Source organism: Variovorax sp. dw_308 (assembly GCF_019207085.1).
Lineage (GTDB): Bacteria > Pseudomonadota > Gammaproteobacteria > Burkholderiales > Burkholderiaceae_C > Variovorax.
The window spans coordinates 410826-428864 of the sequence record NZ_JAATOM010000002.1; the positions used below are offsets into that span (position 1 = coordinate 410826).

Here is an 18039-nt window from a genome sequence, read left to right on the forward strand (position 1 = left end):
TTTTCCCTGTGCCGCGGCGCACACCTAAAAAGTACGGGTCGGTTTTCCTCCCCCACATGAGGGAGGAGGCAGGAGCAGATCAATGTCTGTTCGTGGGCACCCGCGGAACCGGCTTTGCCGGGCCGCTGGGTGCGCCCCCTTTGAGGGGGAGCGCCGCAGGCGCATTCGGGGGTGGGCTCAATTTCAGGCGTGCTCGGCGGGGATCAAGCCGTGCCGCAGCGCCAGGTGCGCCATCGCCGCGGTGGTGTGGACGCCGAGCTTCTCCTTCAGCAGGCTCTGCAGGTTGGACACCGTCTTCGGGCTCAGGTGCAAGGTGTTCGCGCAAGTGGCCACCGACTCGCCGCGCGACAGCAGCCGGAACAGTTCGAATTCGCGCTGCGTCAGCGAATCGAAGGCCTGCGACTCGCCCGCGCCTTTGCGCAAGCGTTCGGCAAGCGCCGGGCTCAGGTAGCGGCGCCCGTCGCGCACGCTGTGGACCGCTTCGATCAGGCACTCGGGCGGGCTGCTCTTGGAGACGAAACCGAGCGCGCCGAGTTCGAGGGCGCGTTGCACGAGCAGATTGGTGTCGTGCATGCTGAAGACCAGCGTGCGCGCGCGTGGATCGCGTTCGCGCAGGCGGCGGATCAACTCGAGCCCGCTGCTTCCGGGCATCGCCAGGTCGGTGACGGTGATCTCCGGCTCATGGATGGCGTATTGCGCACAGGCTTCGTCGACGCTGGCCGCCTGCGCCACGACTTTCATGTCGCCGTCCTGTTCGAGCAGGTGGGTGTACCCGGCCCGCACCACCGGATGGTCGTCCACCAGCAAGAGCCGGATCACGCCGCCTCCGCGCGAAGTTCCGGAAGAAGCGGCAATTCCATGTGGATGCGCGTGCCTTCGCCCGGCGTGCTGTGGGCTTCCAGCCTGCCGCCCAGCGCCGCCGCACGCTCGCTCGCGCCGAGCAGGCCGAAGCCGCACTCCGGCGCCGCGACGCTGAAACCGCGGCCGTCGTCTTCCACGCACAGGCGCAGGTGCTCCGACGTCGCCGCCAGTTCGATGTGCACGCGTGTGGCATTCGCATGCCGCACGACGTTGGCCAAGGCTTCCTGCGTCACGCGATAGATGGTGGTGTCGACGGCCTCGCTGTGCTGACACAGATTGCCCCGGGAACGGAACAGGCAGGGCACGCCGCTGCGCGTCGTCCAGGCTTCGCACAGCGACTCCATCGCGGCGACCAGGCCAAGCTGGTCGAGTTCGGCCGGTCGCAAGCGCCGCACCAGTCGCCGCACGCCCTCCTGGAGCGATTGGGCAGAGGCGGCGGCGCGCCGCGCGGCTTCCCCGATGTGCTCGAAGGAATTCGAGCGTTGGATGTAGGTGGCCTCGATGCGGATGGCGGTGCAATGCTGGGCGAATTCGTCATGCAGTTCACGCGCCAGCGCCAGCCGCTCGCTGTCCTGCAGGGCGATCAGCTTCTGCGTGAGTTCGCGGTTCTTGGCCAGCAGGCGCGATGCCTCGAGGCGCCTGCGTCGCGCATACCAGGCCAGGCCCAGCGACAACGTCATCAGCGTGAACGGGATTTCGTCGACCTGCCATGCCTCGCCATGCGCAAGCCATTCGGTCATGCGCTCGCGCAGTTCCAGCGCGCTCGACAACACGAAGGTCAGCAGGGTTGCCAGCAGCACGGCGGCGAATTCGTATCGCTCCGGGGCCCAGGCACGTACTCGCGGCAATCGCCAGTCAGTTCTCATCCGCCATGTCTCCAATTGAAGCGCCGTGCTGCACTCTGTTCCGCAATGTAACGTCGCCAGGCACGCGTCGCCCCCGGGGCTGACCCGAGTGCGGCCAGCGCTGTGCAGCCCGCCGCTGGCATCCCGCATCCGCGCGGCAGGCGTCCATTCGTAGCATCATTCGCGCCTCCCTCCTCCTCTGCGGCGATCGTTCGCCGGCGCAACTGCAATGACCATGCCCAACCCGACCGATGCGCCCTACGGAAGCTGGTCGTCCCCCATCACGTCCGCGCTGGTGGCCAGCGAGACCATCACCCTCGCCGATGTGCTGCTGGACGGCGGCGAGGTCTGCTGGGTCGAGGCCCGACCGCAGGAGGCAGGGCGGCATGTGCTGGTCCGCCGCGCGCATGATGGGTCGAATGTGGATGTGACGCCGCCGGCTCATTCCGTGCGCACGCGGGTGCATGAATACGGCGGCGCAGCGGCGCTGGTGGTGGACGGAACCGCCTGCTTCAGCGACTTCGCGGACCAGCGGCTGTACCGCCTCGACAAGGGCGGCAGGCCCGTGCCGCTGACGCCGGGTGCCGAGCCGGGCGCGCCCCGCGCCGCGCTCCGGTACGCCGATGGCCTTGTCGACACGCAGCGCCGCCTCTGGATCGGCGTGCGCGAGGATCACCGCGAGGCCGGCAGCGAAGCGATCAACACCATCGTGGCGCTGGATCTCGACTCGGAAAGCGCCGGCGCGGTGCTGGTGCAGGGGCATGACTTCTTCGCCGCGCCACGCTTGAGTCCCGACGGCCGCCGCCTCGCCTGGCTTGCGTGGGACCACCCACGCATGCCGTGGGAGGGCACCGAACTCTGGGTCGCGGAATTCGACGGCGCCACGCTGCGCAACCCGACCTTGATCGCCGGCGGCCCGGGCGAGTCGGTGTTCCAGCCGGAGTGGTCGCCTGATGGCGTGCTGTACTTCGTCTCGGATCGTCCGGGGTGGTGGAACCTGCACCGGGCCGAGGCCGGCGGGCATGTCGTCAACGTGTGCCCGATGGCGGCGGAGTTCGGCCGGCCGCAATGGGCGCTGGGCATGTCGACCTATGCCCTCCTGTCGGCGAGCGAGGCGGTCTGCAGCTACATCGAGGGTGGCGTCGGCAAGCTCGCGCTGCTGGACCTCAGCAGCGGCGCGTTGACCCGGTTCGACCTGGCCTATGCCGACTATTCCGCGGTTCGCGCGCACGGTGGGAAAGTGGTCTTCAAGGCCGGCGCGCCGACGCTTGCGACCGCGATCGTCGAACTGGATCCCCGCACCGGCACCGCCACCGTGCTCCGCCAGTCCGGCATGCTGGCCGACGACCCCGCCATCCGCCGGCACTTGTCCGCCCCTCGGTCGATCGAGTTCCCGACGCCGCGCGGACCCACGGCCTTCGCCCAGTTTTATCCACCTACCAACGCGGACCATCGCGCGCCGGACGGGGAACGCCCGCCGCTGCTGGTCCGCTGCCATGGCGGCCCGACCTCCTCCGCATCCGCCCTGCTCGACCTGCGCACGCAGTTCTGGACCAGCCGCGGCGTCGCGGTGGTGGACGTCGACTACGGCGGCAGCGCTGGCTACGGCCGCGCCTACCGCGAGCGCCTGCACGGCATGTGGGGCATCGTCGATGTCGAGGACTGCGCTGCCGCGGCACGTCATCTCGTCGACCAGGCCTGGGTCGACGGCGAGCGGATCATGATCACCGGGACCAGCGCCGGCGGCTTCACCGCATTGGCCTGCCTGACCAGTGCCGATGCGACGGTGCGGGAAACCTTCAAGGCCGGCGGCAGCCACTACGGCGTCAGCGACCTGGCGGCGCTGGCACGGGACACGCACAAGTTCGAGTCGCGCTACCTCGACTGGCTGGTCGCGCCGTACGCGGAAGGAAGCACGGTTTACGCCGAGCGCTCCCCGGTCCGCAATGCCGACAGGCTCGCCGCGCCAGTCGCGTTCTTCCAGGGCGCGGAGGACAAGATCGTTCCACCGGGCCAGACCGAGTCGATGGTCAGCGCGCTGCGCCAGAAAGGCATCACCACGCAGTACCTGCTGTTCGCGGGCGAGCAGCACGGTTTCCGGCAGGGCATGAACATCGCGTGGGCGTTGGACGCCGAGTTCTATTTCTACGAGGCCCTGGTTTTCAAGCCCGCCCGCGAAGGCCGCCGCCGGAACAGCAACGGCACCACGTAGCGCAGCAGCAGCAGCCCGAACGCCACCGCCCCCAGCATGCCGGCCAGGCTGGAACGGGCCGGCTCCGGCCGGGCCAGCGCAGGCGAGGTCAGGGCTTGCGCCAGTCGCTCGGGCGATTGCAGCCGAACGAATTCGAGCCCCTGCTCCCCCGCCAGCAAGCGCAGGTAGGTCTCGCGCAACGCCGACAGGTGTTCAGTGCCCGGCGTGGCGCCGAGCGTGGGCGCGCTGGTTCCCACCGTGTCGTCGACCATCGTCTCCGAACGCACGCTGGCATTGCGGCCCTGGCTGCGCAGGTCGGTCTGCGCCACCTCGTCGGCGCGCCAGAAGCCGAGCGGCCGGCCCTCGGGGTCGGTCTTGGGAATCGGCGACGGGCGCAGGTCGCCCACGCCGACGACCAGGCCCGTCACGTCGCCCGGCTTGTCGTCGAAGGCCGGGCGGTAGTGCGGGTTCAGCGGAGGCGCCTCCTGGCCGTCGGTGATGAACACGAGCGATGGCTTGTCTGGCAGCAGCTTGGCAATGCCGATGGCGCTGTGCAGCCCCTTGGCGATCTCGCTGTTGCCCGACCAGGCCATGCGCGTGTCGATGCGCGCCAGCGTGGAGCGCAGTTCCTTCAGGTTGGCACAGACCTCGATGGGCGACAGCAGCAGCAAGGCACGGTATTCGGTGAACACCGCCCAGCCGACCTTGGAGCCGCACGGCAGTTGCAGCAGCGACTGGCGCAGCGCCTGCTTGGCGAAGTCCAGCCGCGACGCCGGCTCGCCGTCGATCCGCTCGTCGAGCACGTTCATGCTCTGGGTCACGTCGATGACGACGACATGATCGACCAGCGGACGCTGCGTCATCACCGCCGGATCGAACAGGCTGGCGGCCAACACCGCCGCCGCCAGCGCCAGCAGCCCGCGATCGGCCTGATGCCACCACGCAGGGTGGGCCGTCATGGCAGGCCCGGGGAGAAGCCGCGCATCGTCGTGGCCGCGCGTTCGGCGTTGCGCTGGGTGTCGGGTGGCGCGAGGTCGAGTTCGTCGGGGTCGGGCAGCAGGCGCTGGGCGCGTTCGAGGTTGTAGCGCGCATCCCAGCGACCGGGTTCCACGCGCAGCACGTCGCGGTAGATCTCCTTGGCCAGTTCGATGAGCGGAATGGCCTTGCCGGGCTCGGCGCCGCCTTGCATCGCGATCGCCTGCCGCACCAGCAGGTTGGCGCTGTTGTAGCGGGCGGCCTGGCCCAGTGGCGTGTCGTCTTCCAGGCTGCGGTAGAGATGCAGCGCGGCTTCCTGCTCGCCCGACTCGTCCTGCGCATGGGCCTGCGCGAAGCGCACCTGCGGCGGCGCATCCTTGGTGTCGGCGGGCAGCGCGCCCGAGGCAATGACGTCGTTCCAGCGGTGCTGGCGCCAGACGAGCGCGCCGTCGACCATCGCCGCCGCCGCCAGCACGGCCAGCAGGCCCCACACCATGCGCGTGCGCCGCCGCAGCTTCACGACCATCGCCGCAACTCCGAGAGGTTGGCCGCCAGCAACAGCAGCACGCAGCCCAGGGCCAGGCCCAGGACCGGCATGCGCAGTTCGCGCTGCGGCACGGTGTCGAGGTAGGTGATCGGCAGGTTCTCGAGCCGGTTCACCGCCTCGATGGCCGCCTTCAGCGCCGCCGGATCGTGCGCCTCGTACGCGCGGTACGGCGTGCCCAGTTGCTCGAAGAAGCGGTGCAGCGCGTACTCCGGCACGGCGTCGATGTTCGACGGCGTCTCGCCCCTCTCCAGCACCAGGCCCGGGCTGTTGCTCGAACGCAGGTAGATCCAGTAGACCGCCACGCGCAGCTTGCGCGCCATGTAGGTGACGCGCTCCTTGGCGTCGGGGTCGAGCCGGTCGCCGCCGTCGGAGACCAGCATCACGATGCGCGAGCCGGTGTAGGGCTCGTCCTCGAAGTACGACAGCGCCGACTGCATCGCCAGGCCGATGTTCGTCTCCGACAGGCCGCGCCCGATGTCGCCTGCCGAGATGGCGGCCTGGATGGCCTCGTCCTTGGACGTGAAGTCCAGCACGCGGATCGGCAAGGTGCTGAAGACGATCATGCCGAAGCGGTCGTCCGGCCGCTTGGCCGCGAACTCCGCCAGCAACTGGCGCGCGACCTTGCCCTTGGGCACGAGGTTGTTCCTCTGCCGCATGTAGTAGTCGATCGCCTCCGGGCCGGTGCCCTTCACCGCGCCCGCCGGCACCCCGCCGAAGCCCTGGTCCATGCTGCGGCTGCGGTCGAGCACCAGCACGATTTCCGCGCCCTTGCCGACGCGCTCCACCTCGTACTCCGGCAGATGCGGCCCCGCCATGCCGAGCAGCGATGCGGCCAACGCCAGCGCGCCGATGCCGCGCAGCGCCCAGCCGAGCAGGTCGGAGGCGCGGTCATGCGGCATTTGCGCGGCCCAGGTGTTGGCGAGCGCGCCGCCGGTGCGCGCCAGCAAGGGCAGCGCGGCCAGCGGCAGCAGCCACAGCAGCCAGGGATGGTCGAAGCTCACCATGGACGCTCCGTCCGGCGCACGGCACCGGCATCCGTCTGCGGGCCGGCGCTGCGCCTCATGCGGAACCTCGCTCGGCATCGCGGCAGCGGCGGCAGAAGTCGATGAGCCAGGCGCGGTCCGCCGCCGCGTCTCCTCCCGCGCCGAAAAACTCGACACGCGACCGCTCGAAGAAGGCGGCCAGGTCCGCGCGCAGCGGCGCGAAGCGCGGACGCGCCAGCACGAAGCGGTCGACACCCTGCTCGAAAACCACCTCGCCCATCGATTGGTTCAAGGCTGCGTGAAGGCGCTGGTAGCCCTCGCGCCACTGGGCATCCGGGCTCGCGGGCGTGAGCCCCCGCAGCGTGCGCCACGCCATCGTGAACGGCCGGTGCGCGCGGCCCCACCACGGCAGGCCGATGTACACGTGGGCCAGCCAGGCCAGCAGCGCCAACGCGGCGCAGCCATAGGCGATGAGGCGATAGCGCCCGGGGCGGGTGTCGAGCGGCAGCGGCGCGGCGTCGGGCTGCAACTCCCCCAGGCCGCGCCGTGACGCCACATCGACCGGCACCAGCGGCGACACGGTCACCGGCCAGGACTCGATGCGAAGCTCCTGCGCGCGCGGCTCGCCCTTGAAGCGCAAGGTGAAGCTCGGCATCTCCAGCGTCCGCGGCTCCGGCGGCGACAGGAACACCTGGTAGGCCAGCCTGAACTCCAGGCGCCGCCCGCCGGAGAGCCCGCTGCCGTGCCGTTCGATGCTGCGCAGTTCCAGCGCATTGCCGCGCGCGCCCGGACGCGGCACGCTGGTCTCGTCCAGCGTCAGGCCGTCCGGCTGGTCGACCGTGACCGTGCGCGAAACCATGTCGCCGACCTGGTAGCCGAAGGCGCGGGGGTCGGAGGTGCTCGCTTCGAGCTGCGGCGCGGCAAGCACCGTCGAGCAGACCATCGATGCGGCCCACGCCAGTGCCCAGCCCTTGCGCCGCCCGTTCAGGAGCTCCGACCGCGACACGCCGCTGGACACCGCCAACTGAACCGCCGGCATATCCGTGCCGCTGCGAGCGCCCCCTGCAGCGAGGGTGCGCGCGCGAAGCGAGCGGAGCCTGGAGGTGAGCGTCATTGCATGAAGTGCCGCGTCACCGCATCGGCATCGAAGGCGCCCTCGATGAACAGCGGCTTGAGCCGGTCGGCCCGGAACAGATGCAGCAGCGCCTCGCGCCGCTGCTCCTGCGCCGCGCGCCATCTGTCGCGCAATGCAGGCCGCCACCACACCAGCCGGCGCCGCCCGCTCTCCGGATCCATCACATTCGCAAGGCCGCGCTGCGCCGTCAGGCTGAATTCGATCGGGTCCCACAGCACGACGGGCACCACCTCGTGATGCGCCATCGAGGCGATCAGCGCCTCGACTTCCGGCAGCGGCAAGTGGAAATCGGACACCAGGAACACCAGCGCTCGCTGCCGCCCCAGGTAGCGCGATGCCGACAGCAGTCCGCGCGCCGACTCGCCCTCCGGCGCCAGCCCGCGCAGCGCCTGCGCCAGCGTCGCGCCCACGCCGCGCATGCGCGTCGGCGGCAGCAGCACGTCGTCACGCACCGCTGCGTCGCAACCCACGAAGCCGAAGCTGTCCCCCGTGCGCCAGGCCGACCACGCCAGGCTGTCGACGAAATCCGCCAGCACGTCGAGCTTGCGGCGCGTGCCGGCGAACCCCATCGACGCCGACAGGTCCGCCACCACCACCACCGGGATCGACTTGCGCTGGCTGTAGACCCGCACCACCCAGTTGCCGAAGGGGTCGCGCAGGCTCGCATGCAGGTCGAGTCGGCGCGGGTCGGGCGCGTCGAGCAGCGCGGCATGGCCCCGGAACTCGAAGCCGCTCTCGCCCCGCGTGCTGCGGTGATGGCCTGGGAAATGACGCATGGCCGGCGTGGCGAAGCGGTAGTGCACCTCGCGCGCGTTGGGCGCCTGCTGCGTCACCGCATCCGCCTTTCAGGGCGCGGCCACGCTGGCCATGATGCCGCTCATGAGCCGGCCCGAGATCTCCTGCCGGCGCATCTCGTACACCGGCTGGTAGCACAGGCGATGGGCGATGGTCTCGACGAAGACGGCCTGCACGTCCTCCGGCGCCACATAGTCGCGCCCGTCCAGCCAAGCCGCCACGCGTGCCGCGCGCATCAGGAGGCTCATGCCGCGCGGACTGGCGCCGGCCAGCATCAGTTGCGCGGTGTCCACGTCGGACAGGCGAACGCCGTAGTCGGCCGGCGCCGAGGTCGCGCGCCAGAGGTTCAGCGCATAGGCCTGCAGCGCGTCCGACGCCTGCACGCCGCGCTGGATCAGCTCCGAGACCTGGTTGAGTTCCTCATACGCGACCAGCGCGCTGGCCAGTGCGCCGACCAGCCGGTCGGTGTCGTGGAAGCGCGGGTCGAACATCAGTTGACGGCGCTCGGCATCGTCGGCGGGTGCGTCGATGGTCACTTCCATCATGAAGCGGTCGCGCGCCGCCGCAGATATCTCGAAGGTCTCCTCGCGCTCGACGCGGTTGCGGTCGGCGAACACCAGCAGGTGTGGAAAACGGAACTCGCGGTTGAATGCCGACACGCTGCGCTCGGCCATCACCCGCAGCAGCAGCGAATGCACCTGCGGCCGTGCGCGGTTGATCTCGTTGAAGAAAAAGATCGCGAGGTTCTCGCCGTGCCGGATCAGCGGGCCGGGCTCGACCGCCGGCTTGCCCTCGGCGCTGATGTAGGTGTAGTAGATGAGGTCGTTGGGCATCAGGTCGATGGTGCCTTCGGTGCGCCCGAAGTCGCCGCCCAGCACCTGCGCGAAGGCGCGCAGCAGCGTGGTCTTGCCGACGCCGACATCGCCTTGCAGCAGCACATGGCCGCGCGCGAACACGGCGGTGTTGATGAGCCGGATCGCCCTCGCCTGCCCGATCACCGCCTTCGCCACTTCGGACTCGAGCGCCAGCGCCCGCTGCCGCCAATCGCTCATCACCGCATCGTTTCGATCCATTCGTCCTTCTCCCGTTGTGACGAAGCCTGGCACCTGGGCGCGCTCAGTTGACCGCGCCGCGCGTGCTGCCGAGGCGCTCGGCGGCCGCGCGCTCCTTGGCGAACTCCGCACGGCAAGCCCGCGCATAGTCCGCCGGCCCGAGATAGGCGAGTTCCTGGTCGTACTTGGCCAGGTCCTCGATGAAGCGCGGATCGAACATCGCCTTCTTGAAGGCGTCGTGCAGCACGGCCACGACGCTGGGCGGCACCCCGCGCGGGCCGGCCAGCCCGTACGGCGACATGGCCACGATGTCGAAGCCCAGCTCCTGCAGCGTGGGCACCTCCGGCCAGCGTTTGGAGCGCCGGGCCGAGAACGTCGCCAGCAGCCGCATGCGGCCCGCATCCACTTCGGGGCCGAAGCCGCTGGAATTGACGCCCACCAGCACCTGGCCAGACTCGACGGCCAGCGTCAGCTCGGAGGTGCCTTTGTACGGGACATGGATGTAGCGCAGCCCGCGCTCGGTGAACAGCGTTTCCAGAACGAGGTGCGGCGTGGTGCCGACGCCGTTGGTGGCGATGCTCAGCTCGCCCGGCCGGTCGCGTGCGAAGGCGAACAGGTCGTCGAGCGAGCGGAACCGGCTGTCGCTGGCGACCAGCACGCCGAAGGTGACGCCCGAGATCTGGATGATCGGCGTGATGTCGCGCACCGGATCCCACTGCACCTTGTGCGTGAAGGGCGCGCGGAACACCGGCTGCGGTATCTGCGCGATGGTGTAGCCGTTGGGTTCGGACTGGGTCAGCAAGCCCATGGCCATCGTGCCGCCGGCGCCAGGGCGGTTGCTGACCACCACCGGCTGGCCAAGCGCGGGCCCCGCGAGTTCGGCCAGCAGGCGCAGCGAAAGATCGGTGGCGGCGCCCGCGGCCCAGGGCACCCACAGCATCACCGGGCGGATGGGGAAAGGCTCGGACCGCGCTGCCCCGGCGGCGTTCACGAACGGCAGGGCCGTCAGCGCACCCGCCGCCGCACTCACCAGCAGCCGTCGGCGCCCGGCGTTCACGGCGGGCCTCCACGCTTGGTCAGCCCGCCGAAGCCGCGCTGCGGGTCGTAGCCCCAGCAGGCCACGAAGAAGAAGACGAACAGGCAGCCCAGCACCACCCACGGGGCGGCACCGGGGTCCTTGCCGTAGAGCGCGAAACGGATCCATTCGACCGCATGCGTGAACGGGTTGAAGCGCGCCAGCTGATAGACCCATTCGGCGCCCGACTCCTGCAGCTTCCACAATGGATAGAGCGCGGTCGACATGAAGTACATCGGGAAGATCACGAAGTTCATCGTGCCGGCAAAGTTCTCGAGCTGCTTGATGTAGACCGACAGCAACAGGCCGAGCGCGCCCAGCATCAGCGCGCCGCACACGAGCGCCAGCAGCGCATGCAGGCCGGCCAGCGAGAAAAGCGGAAGGTCGGTGCCGACCAGCATCGCGACGACGATGAAAGCCAGCGCCTGCAACACCGACAGCAAGGCCGTCGCGCACAGCTTGCAGAACAGCAGCCAGGCGCGCGGCAGGGGCGCGGTGAGCAGCAGCCGCATCAGGCCCATCTCACGGTCGTAGACCATTGCAAGCGAGGACTGCATGCCGTTGAACAGCAGCACCATGCCGACCAGGCCTGGCGCGATGTAGACGTCATACGGGATGTAGGTGTCGTAGGGCTCGACGATGGCCACGCCGAAGACGTTGCGAAACCCCGCTGCGAAGACCGCCAGCCACAGCAGCGGGCGGACCAGCGCGGACACAAGGCGGCCGGTCTGCTGCGAGAACTTGATGAGCTCGCGCATGACGATGGCGCGCATGGCCTGCAGCGCGTGCGCAATGCCGCGGCGCGGCGCGGTGTCGTCTGCGGCTTCCACCGTCGTGCTGGCGGGGGTCATCGCGTCACCTTGCATTTCTTCTCCGGCGCATCCGCGCCCAGCGTGTCCAGCACGTTGCTGGGGTGCAGCAGGCCGTCGATCGGCGCCTGCGAGATCACGCCCTGGCCGTCAGTCAGCAGGACGGTCTGGCGCAGTTGCCCGTCCCAGGGGCGAAAGCTCAGGCTGGTGCCCTTGGAGCCGTCGATCGGCGTCTTGGCGAGCGCCTGCGCCCAGCTGGCCACCGGCCCCTTGGGCGCCGCGATGGCCGCCGCCACCAGCGCCTTCCCGGCCATCCACGCCGCCCAGTCGCTGGCAGTCATCGGCCGGCCGACAGCCTTGGCGAAGCGGCGCGACACCTGCGGCGCGCCGTAGCGCTCGAATTGCGCGTGCCAGGCCACTGCCACCAGCCCCGCGTCACCCACCACCGGCCGCGGCAGCACGATGCGGTACGGCAGGGTGCGCGCGAATTCGCCGTCGCTGTCGACCACCCAGACCGCGTCGTAGGTGCTGCCGGCCGTCAGCAGCAGCGGGTTGGCCAGGTCGCGCTCGCGCGGGTCGGCGGACAGCTTGAAGGGCTTGGTCGCCACCACCTGCAGGCCGTAGCGCTTGATCGACGCCTGGACCGTGGCGGCGCGCAACTGGTCCTGCGCACTCTGCCCCACCAGCAGCAACAGCTTGTTCCATTTGCGTGACACAAGGGTTTGCGCCAAGGCATCGGCGCGCATGCGTTCGCTCGGCAGGATGTGGAACAGGCGCGCCCGGCAATCCTGCTCGCGCAGGCTGTCGGCCGGGTCGCCGATGTTGATGACCGGCACCTTCACCGCGTCCGCGACGGCCAGCGTCCAGTCGGTCGGCAGGTCGGTGAGCAGGACTGCCGCGCCGGCCTTCTCCGCGGCCTGGGCGGCCGTTCGGGCGGCCGCCAGCGAGTCGGCCGGCTGGCTCGTCAGCGCCACGCCGGCATCGACCGCCTGGAGTTCGAATTCGCTTTCCTCCAGCGCGACCTGCAAGCCGTCGTTCGCGGGGCCGTCGGTATGGCCCAGGAAATGACGCTCGACAAGCGAGCGCTCCAGCCGGGGGTCATCGGCCGGAACGATCAAGGTGGCCTTCAGCGGCGTGACCGCGCCGGCCGCACCCGCCACGCTCGCGCCCAGCGCCGCCAGCAGCAGCGCCAAACCCACGCGGCAGGCTCGCCCCTTCATTCCACCACCACCAGGCCGTAGGGAACGCGCCCGACCGGGATGCTCTTGAGCGGCTTGGCACCGGCCACGTCGACCACCGTCACGTCGTCGCTCAGGCCGTTCACCACATAGAGCCGCGCCTCGGCCTTGTCGAGCGTGAGGTTCCATGCCCGCTTGCCGACCAGCACGAGATTCGTGACCTTGCGCTGCGCCACGTCGACGAAGGCCACGTGGTTGGCCCGGCCCAGCGCCACGAAGGCGCGCTTGCCGTCTCGCGAGATCTGGATGCCGACCGGCGTGATGTCCTCGGCGCGCGCGCCCTTGACCTCGAAGTTGACAGTGGCGATCACAGACTGGCTGGCCGTGTCGATGACGCTGACGCTGGCATCGAGTTCGTTGGTCACCCACAGTTCCTTGCCGTCGGGCGTGAAGGCCAGGCGGCGCGGCCGCTTGCCGACCTTGACGTTCTTCACCACCTTGGCGGTGGCGACGTCGATGACGTGGACCAGGCTCGCCACCTCGGACGTGACGTACAGCGTCTTGCCGTCCGCGCTGACCTTGACGCCCTCGGGCTCCTTGCCGACCTTGACCGACTTGACCACCTTGCCGGTGGCCGCATCGACGAAGCTGGCGGCGCCCTCGTCCTCGTTGGAGACGTAGATGGTCTTGCCGTCCGGCGAGATGTCGAAGGCTTCGGGCTCATCGCCCAGCGGTATGCGGCGCACCGACTTGCCGGTGGCGGGGTCGATCACGTCGGCGGCGTTGGAGTCGGTGCAGGCGACCATGATCAGGTGCTCCGGCGTCATCTGGATGTGGCGGCCGCGCTTGCAGGTGGGGATGGAGCCTTTCACCGTGAGCGTGGCCAGGTCGATCATGGTGAGCGCCTGGTCCTTCTCGCTCGACACATAGGCCGTGCCCTGGGCCATCGCGGCCCCGCCCATGCACAGCGCCAGCGCCACCGCGCCCGCACCGGCCATGCGCTTGCCCCACACACCAACGTCATTCATGTACTCGTCTCCTTTTGTCTGGTCTCGTTCGTGCGCGAGATGAAGCCGGCTTCCAGCGTCGTCCCGCCCAGCGCCTGCGTCACCTCGGCCGGCGTGCCGTCGCACAACAGCTCGCCCTTGTGCAGCACCAGCACGCGGTCGGCGCCCTCGGCCTCACCCACCAGATGGGTGGCCCACAGCACGCCCACGCCGCGCTCCTTCACGTCGGCACGCAGCGCACGCATCAGGTCCTGGCGCGACTTGGGGTCCAGCCCCACCGTGGCTTCGTCCATCAGCAGCACGGAGGGTCGATGCAGCAAGGCACGCACAAGTTCCACCTTGCGCCGGTTGCCGCCGGAGAGTTCGCGCACCTTGCGGTCGAGGTTGGGCTCGATGCCGAGGCGGGCGCAGTCGGCCTCGATCCGCTGCACCGCCAGGCGCCGCGGCAAGCCGTGCAGGTCCGCCTGGAACAGCAGGTTGCGCCGGATGCTGAGGTCCAGGTCGAGCGAGATCTGCTGGAACACCACGCCGATGTGACGCAGCGCCGCCGTCGCCGTCGCCGAGCGGCCCAGCGAATGGCCGGCCACCTCGACCTCGCCCTCGTCCGCCGCGAACAGCCCCGTGAGCACCTGGAACAGCGTCGACTTGCCGGCGCCGTTCGGGCCCAGCAGCGCGACGAATTGCCCCGACGCCAGGCTCAATGAAAGTCCCTTCAATGCCACGCGTGCGCCGTACCGTTTGGTCAGGCCGGTGGTCCGGAGCATGGTCTTCGAAAGTGTCTCTGGCATTGATCGGTTGTCGTGGTCGGTCAAGGCAATCCGCATTGGACTGCTGCATTCTTGTTGGCGAGTGAGGGCCGGCCACAGGGCGGATGCGGAGCCTCCATCAAGCAATACCCGCGCCCATGGTTTTTCTGCCGCCGTCGCATGCGTCGTCTGCCTCCGGATGACACCGTTGCCGGTGAAACACTCTGTGTCGAAAGTGGTTGCCACATTTCTGATGCAGCACCCACCGACCGATGCTGCGGCCATTGGCCGGATCGCACTTCATGGTGAACCCTGAGAGCGCTGCGATCCAGGCGCGGGCCCGGGCTGCGCGCCAGCGTCGCGCGACTCGCACGCCAGTCGCCCGGCGTGACCTGCGATCCCCCGCAAACAGGTCCCTTGGCTAGGGTTTCCCCTCGCAATGTGCTTCAGCACGGCGCATGCGCGGGCGGCAACTCATCGTTGCAAGACGCCACGAATGCGGCGTCCTGAAGCAGGCGCGCAACTTGCATTTACTTCTCTGGCCGGCTTCGTCGAGTTGCTCGGCAGGCGCCTGTTTGCGGTTGGTGCGGGCAGGCTCTGATGTTCCAAAACAAGGAGACTTCGATGCGATTTTCCGGGCACTTACTAGGGCGCACCTGGCGCCTGCTGGCGGCGGCGCTACTTGCGGTGCCGGCATTGGCGCATGCCAATGCCGATGTCGAGAAAAATATCGCCAACTCGAAGAATTGGGCGATGCAGGCTGGCGACATGTACAACCAGCGCTACAGCAAGCTCAAGCAGATCAACACGGGCAACGTCGGCAAGATGCAGGTCGCGTGGATGTTCTCCACCGGCGTGCTGCGCGGCCATGAAGGCTCGCCGCTGGTGATCGACGGGACGATGTACCTGCACTCGCCCTTCCCCAACAAGGTCTTCGCGATCGACCTCGACACGCAGAAGATCATCTGGAAGTACGAGCCCAAGCAGGATCCGGCCGTGATCCCGCAGATGTGCTGCGACACCGTGTACCGCGGCCTGGCGTATGCAGAGGGCAAGGTCCTGCTGCAACAGGCCGACAGCAACCTGGTCGCGCTCGACGCCAAGACCGGCAAGGTGATCTGGACCGTCAAGAACGGCGACCCGAAGCTCGGCGCGGTCAACACCAATGCGCCGCACGTCTTCAAGGACAAGGTCATCACCGGCATCAGCGGCGGCGAATGGGGCGTGCGCGGCTTCATCGCAGCCTACAACCTGAGCGACGGCAAGCTGGCGTGGAAGGGCTACAGCGTCGGACCCGATGCAGAAATGCTGATGGACCCGCAGAAGACCATGACCTGGACCGACGGCAAGATGGCGCCGGTGGGCCCCGACTCCTCGCTGAAGACCTGGAAGGGCGACCAGTGGAAGATCGGCGGCGGCACCACCTGGGGCTGGTACAGCTACGACAAGGCGCTCAACCTGATGTACTACGGCTCGGGCAATCCGTCGACGTGGAATCCGTCGCAGCGGCCCGGTGACAACAAGTGGTCGATGACCATCTGGGCGCGTGACGTGGACACCGGCATGGCCAAGTGGGTCTACCAGATGACGCCCTTCGACGAATGGGACTTCGACGGCGTGAACGAAATGATCCTGGCCGACATCGACGTCAAGGGCAAGCCCACCAAGGCGCTCGTGCACTTCGACCGCAACGGCTTCGCCTACACGATGGACCGCGTGACGGGTGCGCTGCTGGTTGCCGAAAAGTATGACCCGAACGTCAATTGGGCCACCAACGTCGACATGAAGACCGGCCGCCCGCAAGTGGTTGCGAAGTACTCGACGGCGCAGAACGGACCGGACGTCAACAGCAAGGGCATCTGCCCGGCAGCCTTGGGAAGCAAGGACCAGCAGCCTGCGTCCTATGACCCTGAAACCAAGCTCTTCTACGTGCCGACCAACCACGTCTGCATGGACTACGAGCCGTTCAAGGTCGAGTACACGGCCGGCCAGCCGTATGTGGGCGCGACGCTCTCGATGTTCCCGGCGCCGAACAGCCATGGCGGCATGGGCAACTTCATCGCCTGGAACGCCGGCACCGGCAAGATCGTGCAGAGCCACCCCGAGAAGTTCTCGGTGTGGAGCGGCTCGCTCAACACCGCGGGTGGCCTGTCGTGCTACGGCACGCTGGAGGGCTACCTGAAGTGCGTGGACAAGAAGAACATCAACAAGGAACTCTTCAAGTTCAAGACGCCGTCCGGGATCATCGGCAACGTGTTCAGCTATGAGCACAAGGGCAAGCAGTACATCGGCGTGTTCTCGGGCATTGGCGGCTGGGCCGGCATCGGCATGGCAGCGGGCCTCGAGAAGGACCAGGACGGCCTGGGCGCAGTGGGCGGCTACCGCGAGCTCAACCAGTACACGGAGCTGGGCGGCTCCTTGACAGTCTTCGCGCTGCCGAACTGAGCGCGTTGAACGCAGGGTAAGTACCGGGGAACCACGAGCCCCCGACCCTGTTCTCATACCGAAGAGGGGCAGCTGGCACCTACTGGCTGCCCCTCTTTTCAATTGATCGAAAACAGGGCTGAATAGAAATCATGAGACTGAAAATCGCGTTGATCGGCGCTTGCGCGCTGTTGTGCATGGGTGGTGCCGTTGCGGCTCACGCGGAAGACAAACCGTACAAGGTGGTGGACGGCTACAAGGTCGACAGCGAGACCATGAAGGGCTTCCGGGCCTGGCGTGCCGCGGCCTGCGACCGGTGCCATGGGGCCAACCAGGAAGGCCTCGTCGGGCCATCGCTGGTCAACAGCCTCAAGACCCTGACCAAGGACGAGTTCGTCAAGACCGTGACCAACGGTCGGCTGGACAAGGGCATGCAGAGCTTCGGCAACAGCCCGGTCGTCATGGACAACATCAATCAGCTCTACGCATATCTCAAAGGCCGATCCGATGGCGCCATCACCCGCGCCAAGGTCGAAGAAATGCCCAAATGAACGGCATCCGCGCGCTGGCCCTCGCCGCCCTGCCCCTGACCTTGCTGGCAACCGGCGCGGTGGCGCAGGACAAGCCCGCACCGCGCACTGCGCTGCGCGTCTGCCAGGACCCGAACAACCTGCCCTTCTCCAACGTCAAGGGCGAGGGCATCGAGAACAAGATTGCCGAACTGTTCGGCAAGTCGATGGGGCTGCCGGTCGTCTACTACTCCTTCCCGCAGCGCCTGGCCTTCATCCGCAACACCTTGCGATTCAAGTTGCCGGACCAGGACTACCCCTGCGACATCGTGATTGGCGTCCCAGCGGGCTATGACCAGGTGTCCGTCACCAAGCCCTACTACCGCTCGACCTATGCGCTGGTGTTCGCCAAGGGCAAGGGCATGGACCAGGTCGCGTCGACCGAGGATTTCCTCAAGCTCGACCCGGCCACATTGTCCAAGCTGCGCATCGGCATCTACGACCGGTCGCCCGCATCGGCATGGCTCAGCAAGCACCGGCTCACGGATCAGGGCGTGCCCTACCAGACCATGAACGCCGACCCCGACCAATACCCCGGCGAGATCATCGAGAAGGACCTTGCCGCGGGCAAGATCGATGTCGCCATCGTCTGGGGCCCCATCGGCGGCTATTACGCCTCGCGCATCAAGACGCCTGCGCTGGTGGTGGTGCCGATGAAGTCCGAGCCCGGCGTCCAGTTCGACTACCAGATCGCGATGGGCGTGCGCTACGGCGAGCGCGAATGGAAGCAGCAGGTCGAGGGCCTGATCGAATCGAACCGGCCGCAGATCATGGCCATCCTGAAGGAGTACGGCGTTCCGGTCGTCGACGCGTCGTACGAGGCGCCGAAGTAGCCGCGGTGCTGCCG

The 18039-nt window shown here is 68.4% G+C and carries 17 protein-coding genes; 4 read left to right on the forward strand and 13 right to left on the reverse strand.

The features are described 5' to 3' along the window. Positions 1-183: 183 nt before the first annotated feature. Together HCU76_RS05145 and HCU76_RS05150 are read right to left on the reverse strand one after the other, a co-directional pair. Positions 184-819: a response regulator transcription factor gene (locus HCU76_RS05145; RefSeq protein WP_213954783.1), complete on the reverse strand. Its 636-nt coding sequence runs from the start codon at positions 817-819 to the stop codon at positions 184-186. Further along, complete coding sequence (locus HCU76_RS05150) at positions 816-1661, reverse strand: ATP-binding protein (RefSeq protein WP_218508622.1); 846 nt, start codon at positions 1659-1661, stop codon at positions 816-818. The genes HCU76_RS05145 and HCU76_RS05150 overlap by 4 nt, the downstream gene beginning before the upstream one ends. 280 nt (positions 1662-1941) lie before the next feature. Here HCU76_RS05150 and HCU76_RS05155 point away from each other — a divergent pair, with 280 nt between their 5' ends. Then, entirely contained in the window at positions 1942-3918 is a 1977-nt protein-coding gene (locus HCU76_RS05155; RefSeq protein ID WP_218508623.1) for a prolyl oligopeptidase family serine peptidase, read from the forward strand. On the opposite strand, the gene HCU76_RS05160 is transcribed toward HCU76_RS05155, so the two are convergent. The 11 genes from HCU76_RS05160 to HCU76_RS05210 form a co-directional block, all read right to left on the reverse strand. Next, positions 3852-4856 carry a vWA domain-containing protein gene (locus HCU76_RS05160; RefSeq protein ID WP_218508624.1) on the reverse strand — a complete coding sequence of 335 codons (1005 nt, stop codon included), beginning with the start codon at positions 4854-4856 and terminating at the stop codon, positions 3852-3854. The two genes, HCU76_RS05155 and HCU76_RS05160, sit on opposite strands and share 67 nt — an antisense overlap. Next, complete coding sequence (locus HCU76_RS05165; protein WP_213954779.1) at positions 4853-5398, reverse strand: MxaK protein; 546 nt, start codon at positions 5396-5398, stop codon at positions 4853-4855. The genes HCU76_RS05160 and HCU76_RS05165 overlap by 4 nt, the downstream gene beginning before the upstream one ends. Next, a complete protein-coding gene (locus HCU76_RS05170) occupies positions 5389-6423 on the reverse strand; it encodes a vWA domain-containing protein (RefSeq protein ID WP_218508625.1) in 1035 nt (344 codons plus the stop codon). Before HCU76_RS05170 ends, HCU76_RS05165 begins: the two co-directional genes overlap by 10 nt. Before the next feature lie 55 nt (positions 6424-6478). After that, positions 6479-7441, reverse strand: a complete 963-nt coding sequence (locus HCU76_RS05175) for a hypothetical protein (RefSeq protein ID WP_218508626.1) — start codon at positions 7439-7441, stop codon at positions 6479-6481. A gap of 71 nt (positions 7442-7512) precedes the next feature. Next, entirely contained in the window at positions 7513-8370 is an 858-nt protein-coding gene (locus HCU76_RS05180; RefSeq protein ID WP_218508627.1) for a DUF58 domain-containing protein, read from the reverse strand. 12 nt (positions 8371-8382) lie between these two features. Continuing rightward, positions 8383-9405, reverse strand: a complete 1023-nt coding sequence (locus tag HCU76_RS05185; RefSeq protein WP_218508628.1) for a MoxR family ATPase — start codon at positions 9403-9405, stop codon at positions 8383-8385. A 43-nt stretch (positions 9406-9448) separates the two neighbouring features. Then, positions 9449-10441: a tripartite tricarboxylate transporter substrate binding protein gene (locus HCU76_RS05190; RefSeq protein ID WP_218508629.1), complete on the reverse strand. Its 993-nt coding sequence runs from the start codon at positions 10439-10441 to the stop codon at positions 9449-9451. Then, entirely contained in the window at positions 10438-11310 is an 873-nt protein-coding gene (locus HCU76_RS05195; RefSeq protein ID WP_213954773.1) for an ABC transporter permease, read from the reverse strand. Before HCU76_RS05195 ends, HCU76_RS05190 begins: the two co-directional genes overlap by 4 nt. Next, a complete protein-coding gene (locus tag HCU76_RS05200; protein ID WP_218508630.1) occupies positions 11307-12488 on the reverse strand; it encodes an ABC transporter substrate-binding protein in 1182 nt (393 codons plus the stop codon). Before HCU76_RS05200 ends, HCU76_RS05195 begins: the two co-directional genes overlap by 4 nt. Continuing rightward, the gene (locus HCU76_RS05205; protein ID WP_371319762.1) at positions 12485-13474 is read right to left on the reverse strand and encodes a PQQ-dependent catabolism-associated beta-propeller protein; all 990 of its coding nucleotides are present in this window, start codon (positions 13472-13474) and stop codon (positions 12485-12487) included. The genes HCU76_RS05200 and HCU76_RS05205 overlap by 4 nt, the downstream gene beginning before the upstream one ends. Further along, positions 13471-14217 carry an ABC transporter ATP-binding protein gene (locus HCU76_RS05210; RefSeq protein ID WP_218508778.1) on the reverse strand — a complete coding sequence of 249 codons (747 nt, stop codon included), beginning with the start codon at positions 14215-14217 and terminating at the stop codon, positions 13471-13473. Before HCU76_RS05210 ends, HCU76_RS05205 begins: the two co-directional genes overlap by 4 nt. A gap of 606 nt (positions 14218-14823) precedes the next feature. Between HCU76_RS05210 and HCU76_RS05215 the strand changes: the two genes are divergently transcribed. From HCU76_RS05215 to HCU76_RS05225, 3 genes are all read left to right on the forward strand, one after another. Further along, a complete protein-coding gene (locus tag HCU76_RS05215) occupies positions 14824-16644 on the forward strand; it encodes a methanol/ethanol family PQQ-dependent dehydrogenase (RefSeq protein WP_218508631.1) in 1821 nt (606 codons plus the stop codon). Positions 16645-16820: 176 nt separating this feature from the next. Next, positions 16821-17174 carry a cytochrome c gene (locus HCU76_RS05220; protein ID WP_256354050.1) on the forward strand — a complete coding sequence of 118 codons (354 nt, stop codon included), beginning with the start codon at positions 16821-16823 and terminating at the stop codon, positions 17172-17174. Continuing rightward, positions 17171-18025 carry a substrate-binding domain-containing protein gene (locus tag HCU76_RS05225; RefSeq protein WP_213954769.1) on the forward strand — a complete coding sequence of 285 codons (855 nt, stop codon included), beginning with the start codon at positions 17171-17173 and terminating at the stop codon, positions 18023-18025. Before HCU76_RS05220 ends, HCU76_RS05225 begins: the two co-directional genes overlap by 4 nt. Positions 18026-18039 lie beyond the last annotated feature (14 nt).

Bases quoted from the DNA above. Each gene is read 5' to 3' on its own strand.
- HCU76_RS05155 (WP_218508623.1), top strand. From the start codon at position 1,942: ATGCCCAACCCGACCGATGCGCCCTACGGAAGCTGGTCGTCCCCCATC.
- HCU76_RS05160 (WP_218508624.1), bottom strand. From the start codon at position 4,856: ATGACGGCCCACCCTGCGTGGTGGCATCAGGCCGATCGCGGGCTGCTG.
- HCU76_RS05165 (WP_213954779.1), bottom strand. From the start codon at position 5,398: ATGGTCGTGAAGCTGCGGCGGCGCACGCGCATGGTGTGGGGCCTGCTG.
- HCU76_RS05170 (WP_218508625.1), bottom strand. From the start codon at position 6,423: ATGGTGAGCTTCGACCATCCCTGGCTGCTGTGGCTGCTGCCGCTGGCC.
- HCU76_RS05175 (WP_218508626.1), bottom strand. From the start codon at position 7,441: ATGCCGGCGGTTCAGTTGGCGGTGTCCAGCGGCGTGTCGCGGTCGGAG.
- HCU76_RS05185 (WP_218508628.1), bottom strand. From the start codon at position 9,405: ATGGATCGAAACGATGCGGTGATGAGCGATTGGCGGCAGCGGGCGCTG.
- HCU76_RS05195 (WP_213954773.1), bottom strand. From the start codon at position 11,310: ATGACCCCCGCCAGCACGACGGTGGAAGCCGCAGACGACACCGCGCCG.
- HCU76_RS05200 (WP_218508630.1), bottom strand. From the start codon at position 12,488: ATGAAGGGGCGAGCCTGCCGCGTGGGTTTGGCGCTGCTGCTGGCGGCG.
- HCU76_RS05205 (WP_371319762.1), bottom strand. From the start codon at position 13,474: ATGAATGACGTTGGTGTGTGGGGCAAGCGCATGGCCGGTGCGGGCGCG.
- HCU76_RS05210 (WP_218508778.1), bottom strand. From the start codon at position 14,217: ATGCTCCGGACCACCGGCCTGACCAAACGGTACGGCGCACGCGTGGCA.
- HCU76_RS05215 (WP_218508631.1), top strand. From the start codon at position 14,824: ATGCGATTTTCCGGGCACTTACTAGGGCGCACCTGGCGCCTGCTGGCG.
- HCU76_RS05220 (WP_256354050.1), top strand. From the start codon at position 16,821: ATGGGTGGTGCCGTTGCGGCTCACGCGGAAGACAAACCGTACAAGGTG.
- HCU76_RS05225 (WP_213954769.1), top strand. From the start codon at position 17,171: ATGAACGGCATCCGCGCGCTGGCCCTCGCCGCCCTGCCCCTGACCTTG.